Genomic DNA, 19,063 nt, shown 5'->3' with positions numbered 1-19,063 from the left:
TTATGCAAAAACGGGCGATTTATCCGGGTACTTTCGATCCCATTACCAATGGTCATATCGATATCGTGACGCGCGCCACGCAGATGTTCGATCACGTTATTCTGGCGATTGCCGCCAGCCCCAGTAAAAAACCGATGTTTACTCTGGAAGAGCGTGTGGCGCTGGCACAACAGGCAACTGCGCATCTGGGAAACGTTGAAGTGGTCGGATTTAGCGATTTGATGGCAAACTTCGCCCGCAATCAACACGCTACGGTGCTGATTCGTGGCCTGCGTGCGGTGGCAGATTTTGAATATGAAATGCAGCTGGCGCATATGAATCGCCACTTAATGCCAGAACTGGAAAGTGTGTTTCTGATGCCGTCGAAAGAGTGGTCCTTTATCTCTTCATCGTTGGTGAAAGAGGTGGCGCGCCATCAGGGCGATGTCACCCATTTCCTGCCGGAGAATGTCCATCAGGCGCTGATGGCGAAGTTAGCGTAGCGTTTATGCCGGATGGTATGCCATCCGGCAAGCATCAATTATTTCTGGCAGTGCTTGCAATAAAACGTTGCCCGCTGCGCATGTTTAGACGCCACAATCGGCGTACCGCACACCCGACACGGCTCACCTTTTCGCCCGTAAACCTGCAATTCCTGCGCGAAATAGCCCGGTTTACCATCACTTTGCAGAAAATCTTTCAGCGTCGTGCCGCCCTGCTCAATTGAACGCAGCAACACCGCTTTAATCACTCGTGCCAACAGTTCGCATTCTGCCAGCGAGAGAGACGATGCCAGCCGATCCGGATGGATCCCCGCCGCAAACAGAGATTCGCTGGCATAGATATTCCCTACGCCTACCACCAGTTTGTTATCCATCAGCCAGGGCTTAATCGCCGTCTTTTTCTTCGCGCACTTCTGATGCAGGTACTCACCGTTGAAATCGTCGCTAAGCGGCTCCGGTCCAAGATGGACCAGCACGTTGTGCCCTTCCAGCTCTTTGGTCCACAGCCAGGCACCAAAGCGGCGCGGATCGGTGTAGCGCAGCACTTTACCGTTGCTCATCACCAAATCAACATGATCATGCTTTTCAGGGGGAAGGTCTTCCGTAAGTATGCGCAAACTGCCAGACATGCCCAGGTGAATGATAATCCAGCCCTCAGGCAGCTCCAGCAGCAGATATTTAGCACGGCGCTGTACACTTAGCACTGGTTGATCGCTTAAACGGTAGATTTCTTCCGAAACCGGCCAGCGCAAGCGTCCGTTGCGCACCACCGCATGAAGAATGGTTGCACCAACGAGATGCGGTTCTATGCCGCGACGGCTGGTTTCAACTTCGGGTAATTCAGGCATAGCATCTCCAGGAATGAACAGATGCAGTCAATATGGGGGCAGGCAGATAACAAAAAACCCCGCCGTAGCGAGGTTTTTCGTTACATCAAAGCGAAAATTATTTGATTTTCGCTTCTTTGTAGATCACGTGCTGGCGAACAACTGGATCGAATTTTTTCAGTTCCAGTTTTTCCGGCTTAGTACGTTTGTTCTTCGTAGTGGTATAGAAGTGACCAGTACCAGCAGAAGAAACCAGCTTGATTTTCTCACGAATACCTTTAGCCATGATTTATTTCCTCTAAGTACTTAGTACTTTTCGCCACGGGCACGCAGTTCAGCCAGAACTGTATCGATGCCTTTTTTATCGATTACACGCATACCTTTAGCAGATACGCGCAGGGTGACAAAACGCTTCTCGCTCTCAACCCAGAAACGGTGAGAGTGCAGGTTCGGCAGGAAACGGCGTTTAGTCGCGTTCAGTGCGTGGGAACGGTTGTTACCGGTCACCGGACGCTTGCCAGTAACTTGGCAGACTCGGGACATGTCTATTCTCCAAAAATCAAATTAGCTCGAGCTTCGTATGGGGTATTGGCGCCTCGTCAGGCTTTACAGCCCGGTCATCGCAGTTCTATGTGAACTCTCGATTGCCAGGCCCAAATGCCAAACCCGAGATTCTCAAAGGTGGCGTAGTATACGCTGACTCGGCGATGTGCTCAAGTCCCGAACAGACAAAGATCCCGAAGGATCGCGCATAGCGGATTAAATCCAGCCGCGTTCGGCAAAAGAAACATATTCTCCACGCCCAATCACGATATGGTCGAGCACGCGTAAATCCATGAACTGACAACTTTTTATTATCCGTTCGGTAATGAGTTTATCCGCTTTACTGGGTTCAGCACAACCAGAAGGGTGATTATGGGCAAGGATCAGCGCCGAGGCGTTTATTTTTATCGCTTCACGAATAATTTCTCGTGGATGGACTTCCACATGATTTAACGTGCCGGAAAAGAGTCGGCTGTGAGTAAGAACCCGGTGTTGGGAATCGAGAAAGATCACCATAAAGATCTCTCGTTCCTCTCCCGTAAGTTGGCTTTGTAAAAACTCCCTCGTCATCTCCGGGCTGAGCAACGGGCTTTCTTCGCGCATCCGCACGTTGTAGTAACGCCGCGCCAGTTCCGCAACTCCCTTTAACTGGGCGAATTTCGCCACACCAATTCCATGAACGCCACTAAATTGTTCATATTCAGAGGATAACAAGCCGTATAGCGACCCAAAATTCTCCAGCATCTCTTTCGCCAGGGTTAACACATCCTTACCGCGCGTCCCCGTACGCAGAAATAACGCCAGCAGTTCAACATCCGTTAACGCGCCAATGCCCAACTTCAGCATTTTTTCGCGTGGCATCAACAATTCTACATTGCTTTTCACCTTCACCTCCTTTGTGGAGGGCGCATCCTGTCATAGTCGTTTGGTTAAATCGACGGCCAGTTTTCAATCCTGGAAAGCGCCTCGCAAAGTGATTCTCAGGTGAAAGCACGACAACAAAAGTATTGTGATAAAATCGCCAACTTCTGGTGTCCCCCTACAGGAAAAATCATCATGAGCCTGGCCGGTAAAAAAATCGTTCTCGGCGTCAGCGGCGGTATTGCTGCCTATAAAACCCCTGAGCTGGTGCGTCGTTTGCGCGATCGCGGAGCAGACGTCCGCGTAGCCATGACCGAAGCGGCAAAAGCCTTTATCACCCCACTTAGCTTGCAGGCGGTTTCTGGGTATCCCGTTTCCGATAGTCTGCTGGATCCAGCAGCCGAGGCGGCTATGGGTCACATTGAGCTGGGTAAATGGGCTGATTTAGTAATTCTCGCCCCAGCCACCGCTGATTTGATTGCCCGCGTAGCTGCCGGGATGGCGAATGATCTGGTGTCAACGATTTGCCTGGCCACGCCTGCGCCTGTTGCCGTACTGCCAGCCATGAACCAGCAGATGTATCGTGCTGCGGCTACCCAACATAATTTAGAGGTACTTGCCTCACGTGGTTTGCTGATCTGGGGGCCAGATAGCGGCAGTCAGGCCTGTGGTGATATCGGCCCTGGGCGAATGCTCGATCCATTAACCATTGTGGATATGGCTGTCGCACATTTTTCGCCCGTCAACGACCTGAAACATCTGAATATTATGATTACCGCCGGCCCTACGCGTGAACCGCTCGATCCCGTGCGTTATATCTCTAATCACAGCTCCGGCAAGATGGGCTTTGCTATCGCCGCAGCCGCTGCCCGTCGTGGAGCGAACGTTACACTGGTTTCCGGACCGGTTTCGCTACCGACACCGCCGTTTGTTAAACGTGTGGATGTGATGACCGCACTGGAGATGGAAGCCGCTGTGAAGGCCTCTGTACAGCAGCAAAATATTTTTATCGGTTGCGCCGCCGTGGCTGATTATCGCGCAGCCGCTGTCGCCAGTGAAAAAATCAAAAAGCAGGCGACTCAGGGGGATGAATTAACAATAAAAATGGTCAAAAACCCTGATATCGTCGCTGGAGTTGCCGCACTAAAAGACCAAAGGCCTTATGTTGTTGGATTTGCGGCCGAAACAAATAATGTGGAAGAATACGCCCGGCAAAAACGTATTCGTAAAAACCTTGATCTGATCTGCGCGAACGATGTTTCCCGGCCAACTCAAGGATTTAACAGCGACAGCAATGCATTACACCTTTTCTGGCAAGACGGAGATAAAGTCTTACCGCTTGAGCGCAAAGAGCTCCTTGGCCAATTATTACTCGACGAGATCGTGACCCGTTATGATGAAAAAAATCGACGTTAAGATTCTGGACCCGCGCGTTGGGAAGGAATTTCCGCTCCCGACTTATGCCACTTCTGGTTCTGCCGGACTTGACCTGCGCGCCTGTCTCGACGACGCCGTAGAACTGGCGCCGGGCGACACCACCCTGGTACCTACCGGGTTGGCGATTCATATTGCCGACCCTTCACTGGCGGCGATGATGCTGCCGCGCTCCGGATTGGGACATAAGCACGGTATCGTGCTCGGCAACCTGGTAGGATTGATCGATTCTGACTATCAGGGCCAGTTGATGATTTCCGTGTGGAACCGTGGCCAGGACAGCTTCACCATTCAACCAGGCGAACGTATCGCGCAGATGATTTTTGTTCCGGTGGTACAGGCCGAATTTAATCTGGTGGAAGATTTTGACGCCACCGACCGCGGTGAAGGCGGCTTTGGTCACTCTGGTCGTCAGTAACACATACGCATCCAAATAACGTCATAACATTGCCGCAAACATTTCGTTTGCGGTCATAGCGTGGGTGCCGCCTGGCAAGTGCTTATTTTCAGGGGTATTTTGTAACATGGCAGAAAAACAAACTGCGAAAAGGAACCGTCGCGAAGAAATACTTCAGTCTCTGGCGCTGATGCTGGAATCCAGCGATGGAAGCCAACGTATCACGACAGCGAAACTGGCCGCCTCCGTCGGCGTTTCCGAAGCGGCTCTGTATCGCCACTTCCCCAGTAAAACCCGCATGTTCGATAGCCTGATTGAGTTTATCGAAGATAGCCTGATTACTCGCATCAATCTGATTCTGAAAGATGAGAAGGACACCACAACGCGCCTGCGTCTGATTGTGTTGTTGCTCCTCGGTTTTGGTGAGCGTAATCCTGGCCTGACCCGCATCCTTACCGGGCATGCGCTGATGTTTGAACAAGACCGCCTGCAAGGGCGCATCAACCAACTGTTCGAGCGTATTGAAGCGCAGTTGCGTCAGGTATTGCGTGAAAAGAGAATGCGTGAGGGTGAAGGTTACACCACCGATGAAACGCTGCTGGCAAGCCAGTTGCTGGCATTTTGTGAAGGTATGCTGTCACGATTTGTCCGCAGCGAGTTTAAATACCGCCCGACGGATGATTTTGACGCCCGCTGGCCACTAATTGCTGCGCAGTTGCAGTAATTCTCCCCTAAACGTTCAGGCAGAAACGTCTGCCTGATGCTTTTCTTACCATGCCACCAGCATTCGCTTTACACTTTCCCTCGCCTGTTTAAAGGCCTCATCCTCAGGGTTGATTTGCAATAACCAGTTTATTCTTCCCTGCAAAGCATACAGATACGCCGTTGCCTGTGCGTGGAGATCGCCAGAAGGATCAAGTTCACCCCGATGACTAAGATGCGAAATAACGCCATATTTTTGGCACAAATGCACCTCCTGACGCAGCGCCCGGCGCGCTTCACGGGCAAGCTGTGGTTTGTGATTAACAACAATCCCGGTTACCTGCTGGCGCTTACAGGCCGCAACCAGGCAGCTTTTGCGTTGATTGAGGCTCAGGCCCAGCTCCGCTAACAATCCGCACACTTTATTTTTAACCTGGCGGGCATTGAAGTGACCTGAAAAGGTCATGTCATCGCAGTAGCGGGTATAGATAATTCCTCGTGTCTGGCACCATGCCCCAATGCACTCATCAAAACGGCGCATCACAAGATTGGAAATGGCAGGCGAAGTTGGCGCCCCCTGCGGCAACGCGTCGTTATAGCAACAAAGCCAGGTCAGTATGGTTACCACATTGCGTGGCAACTGAGCCTGGCTAAACACACGCCAGACCTGTAACCAGCTAATGCTATCGAAAAAGTTTTCGATATCGAGTTTCAGGATCTGCGACTGTTGGCAGTGAGGCTGCGCGTTGCTGACGATTGGGCAACCTGGCCGGTAGGCGGTAGCAAAAGGGGAAAGCGGAAATCGTGAAAGTACGTTCTTAAGAATGTTGCGCTGTACGGTTTTGAGCAAGTAATCAGGGGCTAGCAGCATCCGCTGACCACCGTGGCGCTTAGAAAGAATAATGCATCGGTAATGGCGTCCGACATGATTACTGAGCGCATACAGCCGCTGTATTTCTTTATCGGCACTCCAGCCCGGCGAGCCGAACAAATCGAGCGCCAGAAGGGTTATCCGGGTAGCATCCATTCCACTCTCCACATCACGGCGGCCAAAAGAGGCGCCAACAGCGGCAATACCATCAAACCATCCCTAAGGCGCGTAACTGTACTGAGCGCGTCAGCGCGACGTACGCGAAGCGTACTTAAGTACAATGAAGCGGCTTTGGGTATATGGACATACTACTGGCGTTAAGTCGGCGACTCGCCGACCCTCCCGGCACAAAAGGCCGGAAACGCTATTGCCACTGCTGGCGAAAGCAGATTAACACGATATCTTAAAACGCATCACGCTGCGCACAGCAAAAACCCTGCGCAGCGCATATTTTTAAACGCCAAACTCTTCGCGATAGGCCTTAACCGCCGCCAGATGTTCCGCCATTTCTGGCTTCTCTTCCAGGTAGGCAATCAGGTCTTTCAGGGTGATGATAGAGATCACCTTGCAGTTGTAATCACGCTCAACTTCCTGAATCGCCGAAATCTCGCCGCGACCCCGTTCCTGACGATCGAGCGAAATCAGCACGCCAGCAAGCGTCGCGCCATTGGCCTGAATAATTTCCATCGACTCGCGAATCGCCGTCCCGGCGGTGATCACATCATCCACCAGCATCACACGCCCTTGTAACGCGCTACCAACCAGATTGCCGCCTTCACCGTGATCTTTTGCTTCTTTGCGGTTAAAGCAGTACGGCAGGTCCAGGTCATGATGCTCCGCCAGCGCCACGGCGGTTGTGGTGGCAATCGGGATCCCTTTGTAAGCAGGGCCAAACAACAGATCGAACTCAATGCCGGAATCCACCAATGCTTCAGCGTAAAAACGGCCTAACAGTGCCAGGTCGCGCCCGGTATTAAACAGCCCGGCGTTGAAGAAATAGGGGCTTTTGCGCCCGGATTTCAACGTAAACTCGCCAAACTTTAACACCTGCTTGCTAAGCGCAAATTCAATAAACTGGCGCTGATATGGTTTCATGCCTTCGCTCCTCATCTTACTTTTCTACAGACAAAAAAAAGGCGACTCATCAGTCGCCTTAAAAATCAGTTTTCCAGCGCCGCCTTCTGCGTCGCTACAATGGATTCGATTCCCCCTCGAGCCAAGGCCAACAAGGTCAGTAGCTCTTCGTGGGTGAACGGTTCACCTTCTGCCGTTCCCTGCACTTCAATGATGCGCCCGTCTTCGGTCATCACCACGTTCATGTCCGTTTCAGCCGCTGAGTCTTCAACGTATTCCAGATCGCAAATCGCTTCGCCGTTAACAATACCGACAGAAACCGCGGCTACCATCCCTTTCATTGGATTGGTTTTCAGCTTGCCATTTTCAACCAGTTTATTCAGGGCATCGGCTAGTGCAACACAAGCACCGGTGATAGAAGCAGTGCGGGTGCCGCCATCGGCCTGAAGTACGTCGCAATCCAGCGTAATAGTAAACTCACCGAGGGCTTTCAAATCTACTGCGGCGCGCAATGCACGAGCGATCAGACGCTGGATTTCCATCGTGCGGCCGCCCTGCTTACCTTTCGCCGCTTCACGGGCATTACGGGTATGAGTAGAACGCGGCAGCATACCGTATTCTGCGGTGATCCAGCCCTGGCCCTGACCTTTCAGGAAGCGCGGCACGCCTTCTTCAATAGAAGCGGTACACAACACTTTGGTATCGCCAAATTCGACCAGCACCGAGCCTTCTGCATGTTTTGTATAGTTACGAGTCAGGGTAACGGGACGCACCTGATTATTGCTACGGCCTGCTGGACGCATATTGAAATCTCCGGCTTGAAACAAATGTGGCTGCGCATTATACGGACTTCCGGCGGTTATTCCTATCCTGACAAGGCATCGATGGCTATAATCCTTCCACCTCTCCTTTTATAAACAGGAACGTCTATGATCCGCAGTATGACCGCCTACGCCCGGCGTGAAATCAAGGGTGAATGGGGGAGCGCAACCTGGGAAATGCGCTCGGTAAACCAGCGTTATCTGGAAACTTACTTTCGTCTGCCGGAGCAGTTCCGTAGCCTTGAACCTGTCGTTCGCGAGCGTATTCGTTCTCGCCTGACGCGCGGTAAAGTGGAATGTACCCTGCGCTATGAGCCAGATGTCAGCGCGCAAGGTGAGCTGATCCTCAACGAAAAACTGGCTAAACAGCTGGTAACTGCTGCGAACTGGGTAAAAATGCAGAGCGACGAAGGGGAAATCAACCCGGTTGATATTCTGCGCTGGCCGGGCGTGATGGCAGCTCAGGAGCAGGATCTCGACGCCATTGCTGCTGAAATTCTTGCGGCTCTCGATGGCACCCTGGACGACTTTATCATCGCGCGTGAAACCGAAGGTCAGGCGCTGAAAGCATTGATCGAGCAGCGTCTGGAAGGCGTCACCGCCGAAGTGGTCAAAGTCCGCGCCCATATGCCGGAAATCCTGCAATGGCAGCGTGAGCGTCTGGTAGCGAAGCTGGAAGACGCCCAGGTGCAACTGGAAAACAACCGTCTGGAGCAGGAGTTGGTTCTGCTGGCACAACGAATTGACGTTGCCGAAGAGCTGGACCGCCTCGAAGCGCATGTTAAAGAGACGTACAACATTCTGAAGAAAAAAGAAGCTGTTGGCCGTCGTCTGGACTTTATGATGCAGGAGTTCAACCGCGAGTCGAACACTCTTGCGTCGAAATCTATCAATGCCGAAGTGACAAACTCCGCCATCGAGCTGAAAGTGTTGATCGAGCAAATGCGCGAGCAGATTCAGAACATCGAGTAAGCGGCATATCTCCGTAGGCCGTTGTTAATTACAGCGGCGCTACGCATATAGTTTCGTCCTCATATTTATTTACTCCATACTTTTTCTAATGCATTTTACTTATCACAAAATCAGAAAAATGCATTCCTGCTACAGAAAATAGCAATTTCACATAACTACAAATTATCAATCCATTCTCTCCTTAAAAAATCTCAATCGTGACAATGCACACAAATCGCTACCCTGCCAGGCAGATTTTTAGGGGGAAAACCATGCTGTTACACATTTTGTATTTGGTTGGCATTACTGCCGAAGCCATGACAGGGGCGCTGGCGGCCGGACGGCGGCGCATGGATACATTTGGCGTAATTATCATTGCGACCGCCACCGCAATTGGCGGAGGGTCAGTGCGCGATATTCTGCTGGGCCACTATCCGCTTGGCTGGGTCAAACACCCGGAGTATGTGATTATCGTCGCCACCGCCGCCGTGTTCACCACTATCGTTGCTCCCGTGATGCCTTACCTGCGTAAAGTCTTTCTGGTGCTCGATGCACTCGGACTGGTGGTTTTTTCTATCATTGGCGCACAGGTCGCGCTGGATATGGGACACGGCCCGATCATTGCCGTTGTCGCGGCTGTGACGACTGGCGTGTTTGGCGGCGTTTTGCGCGATATGTTCTGTAAACGCATCCCTCTGGTATTCCAGAAAGAGCTGTACGCCGGGGTTTCCTTTGCTTCCGCCGTGCTGTATATCGCGCTGCAACACTATGTTTCTAACCATGATGTGGTGATTATTTCCACCCTGGTATTCGGCTTTTTCGCTCGCTTGCTGGCGCTGCGTCTTAAACTGGGATTACCGGTTTTTTATTACAGCCACGAAGGTCACTAAGGCACAAAACCTGTGATCTGCTGGGCAGCCAGCCAGTTGCCCAGCATCTTGATTTGCGCATTATCCTTCCATTCCATAACCTGACTTGCGCGACGCAGCCCTGTCCCCGGTAGTTGCTGCCAATACTGTTCGCTTCTCTGCAAAAGTTGCGCCCAGGAGCTGAAGTCGTTGGCATTAAGCGCCGTTTGGGTTAACGGTATTCCCATTGCCATCACCCAGCGAGTAAAAGGCTGCTGACGTGCCAGGTTAAACTGATGCCATAACTGCTCACCTTTACTCTTCGCGATCCCCGGCGTGTGCTGCAATTGCTCTGGCGTTAATGAAAGCCAGGAAAAAATATGCTCAAAGCGATGCGTCTGATGTAGCGAGCGCCAGCCAGATTCACCGATGCCCTCCAGCCCCAAAACCTGTTTTGATCCCAGCCAAACTAATCGCGATATGAATTGTTCCTGACAAACATCAGAAGCAAAGTAGCAGGTCAACGCGTTAAAACGGTTTTCTGGCGGCGTCGGTTTTGTGCGTTCAGCACCGCGCCAGACCACTTCATCAATGCGTGGAATACCCTGACCGGCAAGACTCACAAGGATTTGATCGCCTGGTGCAATGTCCCACTCCTGCCAACTTCTGACGGAACCAATGTTCACCCGCTGGACTTTTTTATCATCCAGCATGACAGGCGCGAGTGACGCCACCACCGAGATTTTTCCGCTCTTACCGACAGCAAACTGTATCGCGTTTACTTCAGTAACCTGGGCCACAGGCTGATATTTCCACGCTATCAGCCAGTCCGCCTGACCCGGTAGCCAATGACGGGATTCGGCTTCCTTAGCCGCTCGCACCACCACGCCATCGGTGACGAAGGGCAATTTCGCTTTCCACCACTCATTACGTGCTCGCTCAACCTCGTCTGCGCTTTTCACCGCAAGGGTATACTTCTGCGTCAAAGTAAAGCCCGCAGTAGCAAGCTGCTGTAATCGCTCGGCCATCAACTGTGGTCCATCCGGCCACGCCCAGATAAACACGCCCAGTGAATGCAGCGTGTCGCTATTGTCCTGGCGCATCAAAATGCCAGCGACCTTTGAACGGGCATTCATTCCTCCCATTTGTTGTTGGATATGCCCCTCACGCTGGAGAAATATCTCACCCTGCAGGGTGCTGTTGGCCAAAGCTCCGCTAACAGATTGCGGTACAGAAGGAATCAAGCGTATTTTCTGCGTCCAGTCCTCACCTTTAAGCCCATTGCCACGACTGATCGCTTTAATCAGTTTTCCATCACGATAGACCAGTGTTACCGCAACGCCATCAACTTTTGGCTGTACCCAAAGATCGCTGTGCTCATGCATCCACAGACGTAGCGCATTTTTATCCGCTAACTTACGTACCCCCGTATGCGCAACCGGATGGATAACCGTGCCACTCAACGGCGGCGGCATAGCGTCACCCGTTGTCTCTTCGCCAAAACAGCGTTGCCACTGTGCAAGGCGGGCGCTTAACTGATCGTAAACCCCATCTTCCACATCACTTTTCCCTTTTTTCCAGTAATCATCGTCCCACTGTTTTACTTGCTGTTGTAGGCGGGAGATTTCTTCATGCGCTCTGGCTGGCGACCAGGCCGGACAGACCGCCTTCGCTGATGATTGCCAGCACAAAATACTCATTAACACTGCAATCCATACTTTCATCGTCACCTCCGCTGTAGTCAGGCGGGCAGATATACAACGAGATGAATGCAAAACCGAGTGGCAAAAACGGAGTCTACGAGGACGCTTCCAGAGAATCGTTCTTGTTGCAGTAAATGACCGGGAATTGCGGAAACAGGTACGCAAAACGCAACAACTTTGCGCAAAAAGTGTGAGCAAGGGCTACGTCACATGGCCGCGCCGTGTATAATAAGCCCGTATATAGGCTTTATTTCGCTTAATCACATACGAAAGATACTCATGGCTCAAGGCACGCTTTATATTGTTTCTGCCCCCAGTGGCGCGGGTAAATCCAGCCTGATTCAGGCTTTATTAAAAACTCAACCGTTGTACGACACTCAGGTTTCTGTTTCACACACCACGCGCGCACCGCGTCCGGGTGAAGTCCATGGTGAACACTACTTCTTTGTTAATCATGATGAATTTAAAGAGATGATTAGCAGAGATGCATTCCTTGAGCACGCGGAAGTGTTCGGTAATTACTATGGCACTTCACGCGAGGCCATTGAGCAAGTATTGGCGAGCGGCGTGGATGTTTTTCTGGATATTGACTGGCAGGGCGCGCAGCAAATTCGCCAGAAAATGCCGCATGCGCGGAGTATCTTTATTTTACCGCCGTCAAAAATTGAGTTAGACCGCCGTTTACGGGGTCGAGGTCAGGACAGCGAAGAGGTCATTGCAAAGCGTATGGCGCAAGCAGTTGCAGAAATGAGCCATTACGCCGAATATGATTATTTAATAGTGAATGATGATTTCGACACCGCTCTGGGTGATCTAAAGACTATCATTCGCGCCGAACGCTTGCGCATGAGCCGCCAAAAGCAGCGTCATGACGCTTTAATCAGCAAATTGTTGGCAGACTGAACCTTCTTTCAGTATCATGCCCAGTCATTTCTTCACCTGTGGAGCTTTTTAAGTATGGCACGCGTAACTGTTCAGGACGCTGTAGAGAAAATTGGTAACCGTTTTGACCTGGTACTGGTCGCCGCGCGTCGCGCTCGTCAGATGCAGGTAGGCGGAAAGGATCCGCTGGTACCGGAAGAAAACGATAAAACCACAGTAATCGCGTTGCGCGAAATCGAAGAAGGTCTGATCAACAACCAGATCCTCGACGTGCGCGAACGCCAGGAACAGCAAGAGCAGGAAGCCGCTGAATTACAAGCCGTTACCGCTATTGCTGAAGGTCGTCGTTAATCACAAAGCGGGTCGCCCTTGTATCTGTTTGAAAGCCTGAATCAACTGATTCAAAACTACCTGCCGGAAGACCAAATCAAACGTCTGCGGCAGGCGTATCTCGTTGCACGTGATGCTCACGAGGGGCAAACACGTTCAAGCGGTGAACCCTATATCACGCACCCGGTCGCGGTTGCCTGCATTCTGGCCGAGATGAAACTCGACTATGAAACGCTAATGGCAGCGCTGCTGCATGACGTGATTGAAGATACTCCCGCCACCTACCAGGACATGGAACAGCTTTTTGGTAAAAGCGTCGCCGAACTGGTAGAGGGAGTATCAAAGCTTGATAAGCTCAAGTTCCGCGATAAGAAAGAGGCGCAGGCCGAAAACTTTCGCAAGATGATTATGGCGATGGTGCAGGATATCCGCGTCATTCTCATCAAACTCGCAGACCGTACCCACAACATGCGCACGCTGGGCTCACTTCGCCCGGACAAACGTCGCCGCATCGCCCGTGAAACTCTCGAAATCTACAGCCCGCTGGCGCACCGTTTAGGTATCCACCACATTAAAACCGAACTCGAAGAGCTGGGTTTTGAAGCGCTGTATCCCAACCGTTATCGCGTAATCAAAGAAGTGGTGAAAGCCGCGCGCGGCAACCGTAAAGAGATGATCCAAAAAATCCTCTCGGAAATCGAAGGGCGTTTGCAGGAAGCGGGAATACCGTGCCGCGTCAGTGGTCGCGAAAAGCATCTTTATTCGATCTACTGCAAAATGGTGCTCAAAGAGCAGCGTTTTCACTCGATCATGGACATCTACGCCTTCCGCGTGATCGTCAATGATTCCGACACCTGTTATCGCGTGCTCGGCCAGATGCACAGCCTGTACAAGCCGCGTCCGGGTCGCGTGAAAGACTATATCGCCATTCCCAAAGCGAACGGCTATCAGTCTTTGCACACCTCGATGATTGGCCCGCACGGCGTGCCGGTTGAAGTCCAGATCCGCACCGAAGATATGGATCAGATGGCGGAAATGGGTGTTGCCGCACACTGGGCTTATAAAGAGCACGGCGAAACCAGTACTACCGCGCAAATCCGCGCCCAGCGCTGGATGCAAAGCCTGCTGGAGCTGCAACAGAGCGCCGGTAGCTCGTTTGAATTTATCGAGAGCGTTAAATCCGATCTCTTCCCGGATGAGATTTACGTTTTCACACCGGAAGGGCGCATTGTCGAACTGCCTGCCGGTGCAACGCCCGTCGACTTCGCTTATGCGGTGCATACCGATATCGGTCATGCCTGCGTGGGCGCGCGCGTCGACCGTCAGCCTTACCCGCTGTCGCAGCCGCTCTCCAGCGGCCAGACCGTTGAAATCATTACCGCACCTGGCGCTCGCCCGAATGCCGCATGGCTGAACTTTGTCGTCAGCTCGAAAGCGCGCGCCAAAATTCGTCAGTTGCTGAAAAACCTCAAGCGTGATGATTCTGTAAGCCTGGGCCGCCGCCTGCTCAACCATGCGTTGGGTGGTAGCCGTAAGCTCAATGAAATCCCGCAGGAAAATATTCAGCGTGAACTGGACCGCATGAAGCTGGCTACGCTTGACGATCTGCTGGCGGAAATTGGTCTTGGCAACGCGATGAGCGTGGTGGTCGCGAAGAATCTGCAACATGGGGACGCTTCCATTCCACCGGCGACCCAAAGTCACGGACATCTGCCAATTAAAGGTGCCGATGGTGTGCTGATCACCTTTGCGAAATGCTGCCGCCCAATTCCTGGCGACCCGATTATCGCTCACGTCAGCCCCGGTAAAGGTCTGGTGATCCACCATGAATCCTGTCGTAACATCCGTGGCTACCAGAAAGAGCCAGAGAAATTTATGGCTGTGGAATGGGATAAAGAGACGGCGCAAGAGTTCATCACCGAAATCAAGGTGGAGATGTTCAATCATCAGGGCGCATTAGCTAACCTGACGGCGGCGATCAATACGACCAACTCCAATATTCAAAGTTTGAATACAGAAGAAAAGGATGGTCGCGTCTACAGCGCCTTTATTCGTCTGACCGCCCGTGACCGTGTGCATCTGGCGAATATCATGCGCAAAATCCGCGTGATGCCAGACGTGATTAAAGTCACCCGAAACCGAAATTAATGTTTTATGAACCCAACACGTTATGCACGTATCTGCGAAGTGCTCGCCAGGCGGCAGCCTGATCTGACCGTCTGCATGGAGCAGGTCCACAAACCCCATAACGTTTCTGCGATTATTCGTACTGCAGATGCCGTTGGCGTACATGAAGTCCACGCCGTCTGGCCTGGCAGCCGGATGCGCACTATGGCTTCGGCTGCGGCTGGCAGCAACAGTTGGGTACAGGTGAAAACGCACCGTACCATTGGCGATGCCGTCGCCCATCTGAAAGGCCAGGGCATGCAGATTCTGGCAACCCATCTTTCTGATAACGCTGTCGATTTCCGCGAAATTGATTACACCCGCCCGACCTGTATTTTGATGGGTCAGGAGAAAACGGGCATCACTCAGGAAGCATTAGCCCTGGCGGATCAGGACATCATCATTCCGATGATCGGCATGGTGCAGTCGCTGAATGTTTCTGTTGCCTCAGCCCTCATTCTTTACGAAGCCCAGCGCCAGCGGCAAAACGCAGGCATGTACCTGCGTGAAAACAGTATGTTGCCGGAAGCAGAGCAACAACGCCTGTTGTTTGAAGGCGGCTATCCGGTGCTGGCGAAAGTCGCGAAACGCAAAGGTCTGCCCTACCCTCATGTCAATCAGCAAGGCGAGATTGAAGCTGATGCCGACTGGTGGGCCACTATGCAGGCCGCAGGGTAAGCGCCATGAAAGGTCGCCTGTTAGATGCTGTCCCACTCAGTTCCCTAACGGGCGTTGGTGCAGCGCAAAGTAACAAGCTGGCGAAAATCAATCTGCATACCGTGCAGGATTTACTCTTACACCTTCCCCTGCGCTACGAAGATCGCACCCATCTCTACCCCATCGGTGAGCTACTGCCGGGCGTTTATGCCACGGTGGAAGGCGAAGTGCTGAACTGCAATATCTCCTTCGGCGGTCGGCGAATGATGACCTGCCAGATTAGCGACGGTTCCGGCATTCTCACCATGCGCTTTTTCAACTTCAACGCAGCAATGAAAAATAGCCTGGCGACGGGCCACCGCGTGCTGGCCTATGGCGAAGCAAAGCGCGGCAAATATGGTGCGGAGATGATCCACCCGGAATACCGCGTGCAGGGCGATCTCAGTACGCCAGAGTTGCAGGAAACGCTCACGCCGGTTTACCCAACAACGGAAGGCGTAAAGCAGGCGACGCTTCGAAAACTGACCGATCAGGCGTTGGATCTGCTCGACACCTGCGCCATTGAAGAACTCCTGCCGCCGGAACTGTCACAAGGAATGATGACGTTACCGGAAGCGTTGCGCACTCTGCATCGCCCACCGCCAACGCTGCAACTTAGCGATCTGGAAACCGGGCAGCATCCGGCGCAACGTCGTCTGATTCTGGAAGAACTGCTGGCGCACAACCTTAGCATGCTGGCGTTACGCGCCGGAGCGCAACGTTTCCATGCCCAGCCGCTTAGCGCCAGTGACGCGCTGAAAAATAAACTCCTCGCCGCCTTACCGTTCAAGCCAACGGGCGCACAGGCACGCGTAGTGGCGGAGATTGAGCGCGATATGGCGCTCGATGTACCGATGATGCGCCTGGTACAAGGCGATGTAGGCTCCGGTAAAACGCTGGTTGCCGCCCTCGCCGCGCTGCGTGCGATTGCTCACGGTAAACAGGTGGCATTGATGGCGCCAACCGAGTTACTTGCCGAGCAGCACGCCAATAACTTCCGCAACTGGTTTGAACCGCTCGGTATCGAAGTGGGCTGGCTCGCCGGTAAGCAGAAAGGTAAAGCGCGACTGGCTCAGCAAGAAGCCATCGCCAGCGGTCAGGTGCAGATGATTGTTGGCACTCATGCCATTTTCCAGGAACAGGTGCAGTTTAACGGCCTAGCGCTGGTGATAATCGACGAACAGCATCGCTTTGGCGTGCATCAGCGTCTGGCATTGTGGGAGAAAGGCCAGCAACAGGGCTTCCATCCACATCAGTTGATCATGACCGCCACGCCGATCCCCCGCACGCTGGCAATGACCGCGTATGCCGATCTCGACACCTCGGTCATTGATGAACTGCCGCCAGGACGTACCCCAGTGACGACAGTGGCAATTCCTGATACGCGCCGTAACGATATTATCGACCGCGTGCGCCACGCCTGCATTACGGAAGGCCGTCAGGCGTACTGGGTTTGTACGTTGATTGAAGAATCGGAATTACTGGAAGCGCAGGCGGCGGAAGCCACGTGGGAAGAGTTGAAACTGGCGCTACCAGAGTTGAATGTCGGTCTGGTGCACGGGCGGATGAAACCAGCCGAGAAGCAGGCAGTGATGGCGTCGTTTAAACAAGGCGAGCTACACCTGCTGGTTGCCACCACTGTTATTGAAGTCGGCGTTGATGTGCCTAACGCCAGTCTGATGATTATCGAAAACCCGGAGCGTCTGGGTCTGGCGCAGTTACACCAGCTTCGCGGGCGTGTAGGTCGTGGCGCGGTGGCTTCTCACTGTGTCCTGCTCTACAAAACACCGCTCTCCAAAACGGCGCAAATCCGCCTGCAAGTGCTGCGTGACAGTAACGACGGTTTTGTGATTGCGCAGAAAGATTTGGAGATACGCGGACCGGGTGAACTGTTAGGCACACGTCAGACGGGTAATGCCGAATTTAAAGTGGCAGATTTACTGCGCGACCAGGCGATGATCCCGGAAGTTCAGCGCCTGGCGCGACATATTCACGAACGTTACCCACAGCAGGCAAAAGCCCTGATAGAACGCTGGATGCCAGAGACCGAACGTTACTCAAATGCGTAAAAGGCGGCGGTGAGAAGACCGCCGTTTCAGGTTGATCTACCTTCCTGCCGGATGCGGCGTGAACGCCTTATCCGCCCTACAAAAACCTACAAATTCAATAATTTGCGAATCAATATGCAGGCTTGATAAGCGAAGCGTATCAGGCATTTGTCTTTGTTGCGGCGGCACTTCTACCGCCGCTTCATCGGTTAACCCGCAAAAATCGGCAACATTAAATACAGCTTAATCACCAGGGCGTTAACGATATCGATAAAGAACGCACCGACCATCGGCACCACCAGGAAGGCCATATGTGAAGGGCCAAAGCGTTCAGTAATCGCCTGCATGTTGGCGATTGCCGTTGGTGTCGCGCCAAGACCAAAGCCACAGTGACCCGCAGCCAGCACCGCCGCATCGTAGTTTTTGCCCATCATGCGCCAGGTGACGAAGATGGCATACAACGCCATGAAGATGGTCTGTACCACCAGAATCGCCAGCATCGGCAGCGCCAGCGAAGCCAGTTCCCACAGCTTCAGGCCCATCAGAGCCATCGCCAGGAACAACGACAGGCTAACGTTACCCAGCACCGATACCGCACGTTCAAAGACGCGATAAAAGCCCATCATTGACAGACCGTTGCTCAGAATCACGCCTACAAACAGCACACAAACGAAGGTTGGTAATTCAAAAGCAGTGCCAGCCAAAAGTTGCGCAACGATTTTCCCTACCGTCAGACAGATAGCAATCAGCGCAATAGTTTCAATCAGCACCAGCGAGGTGATCATGCGCCCCACATCAGGCTTTTCGAACGCGGTCGGGACTTCCTGGTCATCCGGAATACCGTCCGGCGTGGTGGAGTGTTTCACCAGATAACGCGCCACTGGGCCACCAATCAGACCGCCCAACACCAGACCGAACGTCGCACAGGCCATCGCTACTTCCGTCGCGTTGGTGAAGCCATAACGTTCAATGAACAATTTACTCCACGCCGCGCCAGTCCCATGACCGCCAGAAAGCGTAATAGACCCTGCTAACAGCCCCATCAGCGGATCAAGACCTAACAGACTGGCCATACCAATACCGATGGCGTTTTGCATCACCAACAGACCAACAACCACAATCAGGAAAATCCCCACCACACGGCCACCGGCACGTAAGCTGGCAATGTTGGCGTTCAAGCCGATGGTGGCAAAGAAAGCCAGCATCAACGGATCGCGCAGGGACATATCAAAGTTGACTTCCCAGCCCATACTTTTTTTCAGCACCAACAGCGCCAGCGCCACCAGCAGCCCTCCGGCAACCGGTTCAGGTATGGTGTATTTCTTCAAAAAGGAGACGGAATGGACCAACTTTCGCCCGAGCAGCAACGTTAGCGTTGCGGCAACAAGCGTTGCTAAAGTATCGAGATGAAACATAGTTACTCCTTT

General features: G+C 52.8%; 20 protein-coding genes. 11 read left to right on the top strand and 9 right to left on the bottom strand.

The genetic code is table 11. The features are described from left to right. Positions 1 to 2: 2 nt before the first annotated feature. On the top strand, positions 3 to 482 hold the full coding sequence (gene coaD, locus AACS80_RS21690) for a pantetheine-phosphate adenylyltransferase (RefSeq protein WP_001171866.1): 480 nt from the start codon (positions 3 to 5) through the stop codon (positions 480 to 482). Positions 483 to 520: 38 nt separating this feature from the next. Here coaD and mutM read toward each other — a convergent pair whose 3' ends face one another. From mutM to radC, 4 genes are all read right to left on the bottom strand, one after another. Further along, positions 521 to 1,330 (bottom strand): bifunctional DNA-formamidopyrimidine glycosylase/DNA-(apurinic or apyrimidinic site) lyase, encoded by an 810-nt coding sequence (gene mutM / locus AACS80_RS21685; protein WP_130261165.1) that lies wholly within the window; start codon positions 1,328 to 1,330, stop codon positions 521 to 523. Between the two features lie 97 nt (positions 1,331 to 1,427). Continuing rightward, complete coding sequence (gene rpmG / locus AACS80_RS21680; protein WP_001051798.1) at positions 1,428 to 1,595, bottom strand: 50S ribosomal protein L33; 168 nt, start codon at positions 1,593 to 1,595, stop codon at positions 1,428 to 1,430. A gap of 20 nt (positions 1,596 to 1,615) precedes the next feature. Further along, positions 1,616 to 1,852 (bottom strand): 50S ribosomal protein L28, encoded by a 237-nt coding sequence (gene rpmB / locus AACS80_RS21675; RefSeq protein WP_000091955.1) that lies wholly within the window; start codon positions 1,850 to 1,852, stop codon positions 1,616 to 1,618. Between the two features lie 216 nt (positions 1,853 to 2,068). Then, a complete protein-coding gene (gene radC, locus AACS80_RS21670; protein ID WP_130215158.1) occupies positions 2,069 to 2,737 on the bottom strand; it encodes a RadC family protein in 669 nt (222 codons plus the stop codon). 171 nt (positions 2,738 to 2,908) lie between these two features. On the opposite strand from radC, the gene coaBC reads away from it, so the two are divergent. The 3 genes from coaBC (at position 2,909) to slmA (ending at position 5,268) form a co-directional block, all read left to right on the top strand. Next, a complete protein-coding gene (gene coaBC, locus AACS80_RS21665; RefSeq protein WP_130215156.1) occupies positions 2,909 to 4,129 on the top strand; it encodes a bifunctional phosphopantothenoylcysteine decarboxylase/phosphopantothenate--cysteine ligase CoaBC in 1,221 nt (406 codons plus the stop codon). Further along, positions 4,107 to 4,565: a dUTP diphosphatase gene (gene dut / locus AACS80_RS21660; RefSeq protein WP_000976070.1), complete on the top strand. Its 459-nt coding sequence runs from the start codon at positions 4,107 to 4,109 to the stop codon at positions 4,563 to 4,565. Before coaBC ends, dut begins: the two co-directional genes overlap by 23 nt. 106 nt (positions 4,566 to 4,671) lie before the next feature. Then, entirely contained in the window at positions 4,672 to 5,268 is a 597-nt protein-coding gene (gene slmA / locus AACS80_RS21655) for a nucleoid occlusion factor SlmA (RefSeq protein ID WP_130206731.1), read from the top strand. A 45-nt stretch (positions 5,269 to 5,313) separates the two neighbouring features. Here slmA and AACS80_RS21650 read toward each other — a convergent pair whose 3' ends face one another. From AACS80_RS21650 to rph, 3 genes are all read right to left on the bottom strand, one after another. Then, positions 5,314 to 6,273 carry a reverse transcriptase family protein gene (locus tag AACS80_RS21650; protein ID WP_135410580.1) on the bottom strand — a complete coding sequence of 320 codons (960 nt, stop codon included), beginning with the start codon at positions 6,271 to 6,273 and terminating at the stop codon, positions 5,314 to 5,316. 297 nt (positions 6,274 to 6,570) lie between these two features. Then, the gene (gene pyrE, locus AACS80_RS21645; RefSeq protein WP_000806177.1) at positions 6,571 to 7,212 is read right to left on the bottom strand and encodes an orotate phosphoribosyltransferase; all 642 of its coding nucleotides are present in this window, start codon (positions 7,210 to 7,212) and stop codon (positions 6,571 to 6,573) included. A 65-nt stretch (positions 7,213 to 7,277) separates the two neighbouring features. Further along, positions 7,278 to 7,994 (bottom strand): ribonuclease PH, encoded by a 717-nt coding sequence (gene rph / locus AACS80_RS21640; protein WP_130206735.1) that lies wholly within the window; start codon positions 7,992 to 7,994, stop codon positions 7,278 to 7,280. A gap of 126 nt (positions 7,995 to 8,120) precedes the next feature. On the opposite strand from rph, the gene AACS80_RS21635 reads away from it, so the two are divergent. Together AACS80_RS21635 and AACS80_RS21630 are read left to right on the top strand one after the other, a co-directional pair. Then, positions 8,121 to 8,984 carry a YicC/YloC family endoribonuclease gene (locus AACS80_RS21635; RefSeq protein ID WP_000621326.1) on the top strand — a complete coding sequence of 288 codons (864 nt, stop codon included), beginning with the start codon at positions 8,121 to 8,123 and terminating at the stop codon, positions 8,982 to 8,984. A 251-nt stretch (positions 8,985 to 9,235) separates the two neighbouring features. After that, on the top strand, positions 9,236 to 9,853 hold the full coding sequence (locus AACS80_RS21630; protein WP_064526048.1) for a trimeric intracellular cation channel family protein: 618 nt from the start codon (positions 9,236 to 9,238) through the stop codon (positions 9,851 to 9,853). Here AACS80_RS21630 and ligB read toward each other — a convergent pair. Beyond that, on the bottom strand, positions 9,850 to 11,535 hold the full coding sequence (ligB, locus tag AACS80_RS21625; RefSeq protein ID WP_135410581.1) for an NAD-dependent DNA ligase LigB: 1,686 nt from the start codon (positions 11,533 to 11,535) through the stop codon (positions 9,850 to 9,852). The two genes, AACS80_RS21630 and ligB, sit on opposite strands and share 4 nt — an antisense overlap. A 258-nt stretch (positions 11,536 to 11,793) precedes the next feature. Between ligB and gmk the strand changes: the two genes are divergently transcribed. From gmk to recG, 5 genes are read left to right on the top strand one after another with little or no spacing between them, the layout of a single operon-like run. Further along, the gene (gmk, locus tag AACS80_RS21620) at positions 11,794 to 12,417 is read left to right on the top strand and encodes a guanylate kinase (RefSeq protein WP_010344504.1); all 624 of its coding nucleotides are present in this window, start codon (positions 11,794 to 11,796) and stop codon (positions 12,415 to 12,417) included. A gap of 54 nt (positions 12,418 to 12,471) precedes the next feature. Continuing rightward, positions 12,472 to 12,747: a DNA-directed RNA polymerase subunit omega gene (gene rpoZ, locus AACS80_RS21615; protein WP_000135058.1), complete on the top strand. Its 276-nt coding sequence runs from the start codon at positions 12,472 to 12,474 to the stop codon at positions 12,745 to 12,747. A gap of 18 nt (positions 12,748 to 12,765) precedes the next feature. Further along, a complete protein-coding gene (spoT, locus tag AACS80_RS21610; RefSeq protein WP_130206741.1) occupies positions 12,766 to 14,874 on the top strand; it encodes a bifunctional GTP diphosphokinase/guanosine-3',5'-bis pyrophosphate 3'-pyrophosphohydrolase in 2,109 nt (702 codons plus the stop codon). A gap of 6 nt (positions 14,875 to 14,880) precedes the next feature. Then, positions 14,881 to 15,570, top strand: coding sequence for a tRNA (guanosine(18)-2'-O)-methyltransferase TrmH (trmH, locus tag AACS80_RS21605; protein WP_131161530.1), 690 nt, complete (start codon positions 14,881 to 14,883; stop codon positions 15,568 to 15,570). Between the two features lie 5 nt (positions 15,571 to 15,575). Continuing rightward, positions 15,576 to 17,657, top strand: a complete 2,082-nt coding sequence (recG, locus tag AACS80_RS21600; protein WP_135410582.1) for an ATP-dependent DNA helicase RecG — start codon at positions 15,576 to 15,578, stop codon at positions 17,655 to 17,657. Between the two features lie 188 nt (positions 17,658 to 17,845). Here recG and gltS read toward each other — a convergent pair whose 3' ends face one another. Then, positions 17,846 to 19,051, bottom strand: coding sequence for a sodium/glutamate symporter (gene gltS, locus AACS80_RS21595; RefSeq protein ID WP_130206745.1), 1,206 nt, complete (start codon positions 19,049 to 19,051; stop codon positions 17,846 to 17,848). Positions 19,052 to 19,063: the final 12 nt, after the last annotated feature.

This window comes from Escherichia sp. E4385, assembly GCF_963883145.1.
In the GTDB taxonomy this organism is placed as follows: domain Bacteria; phylum Pseudomonadota; class Gammaproteobacteria; order Enterobacterales; family Enterobacteriaceae; genus Escherichia.
Note: the sequence above shows the minus strand (reverse complement) of the source record. Positions and strands in the feature narration are given on the sequence as shown.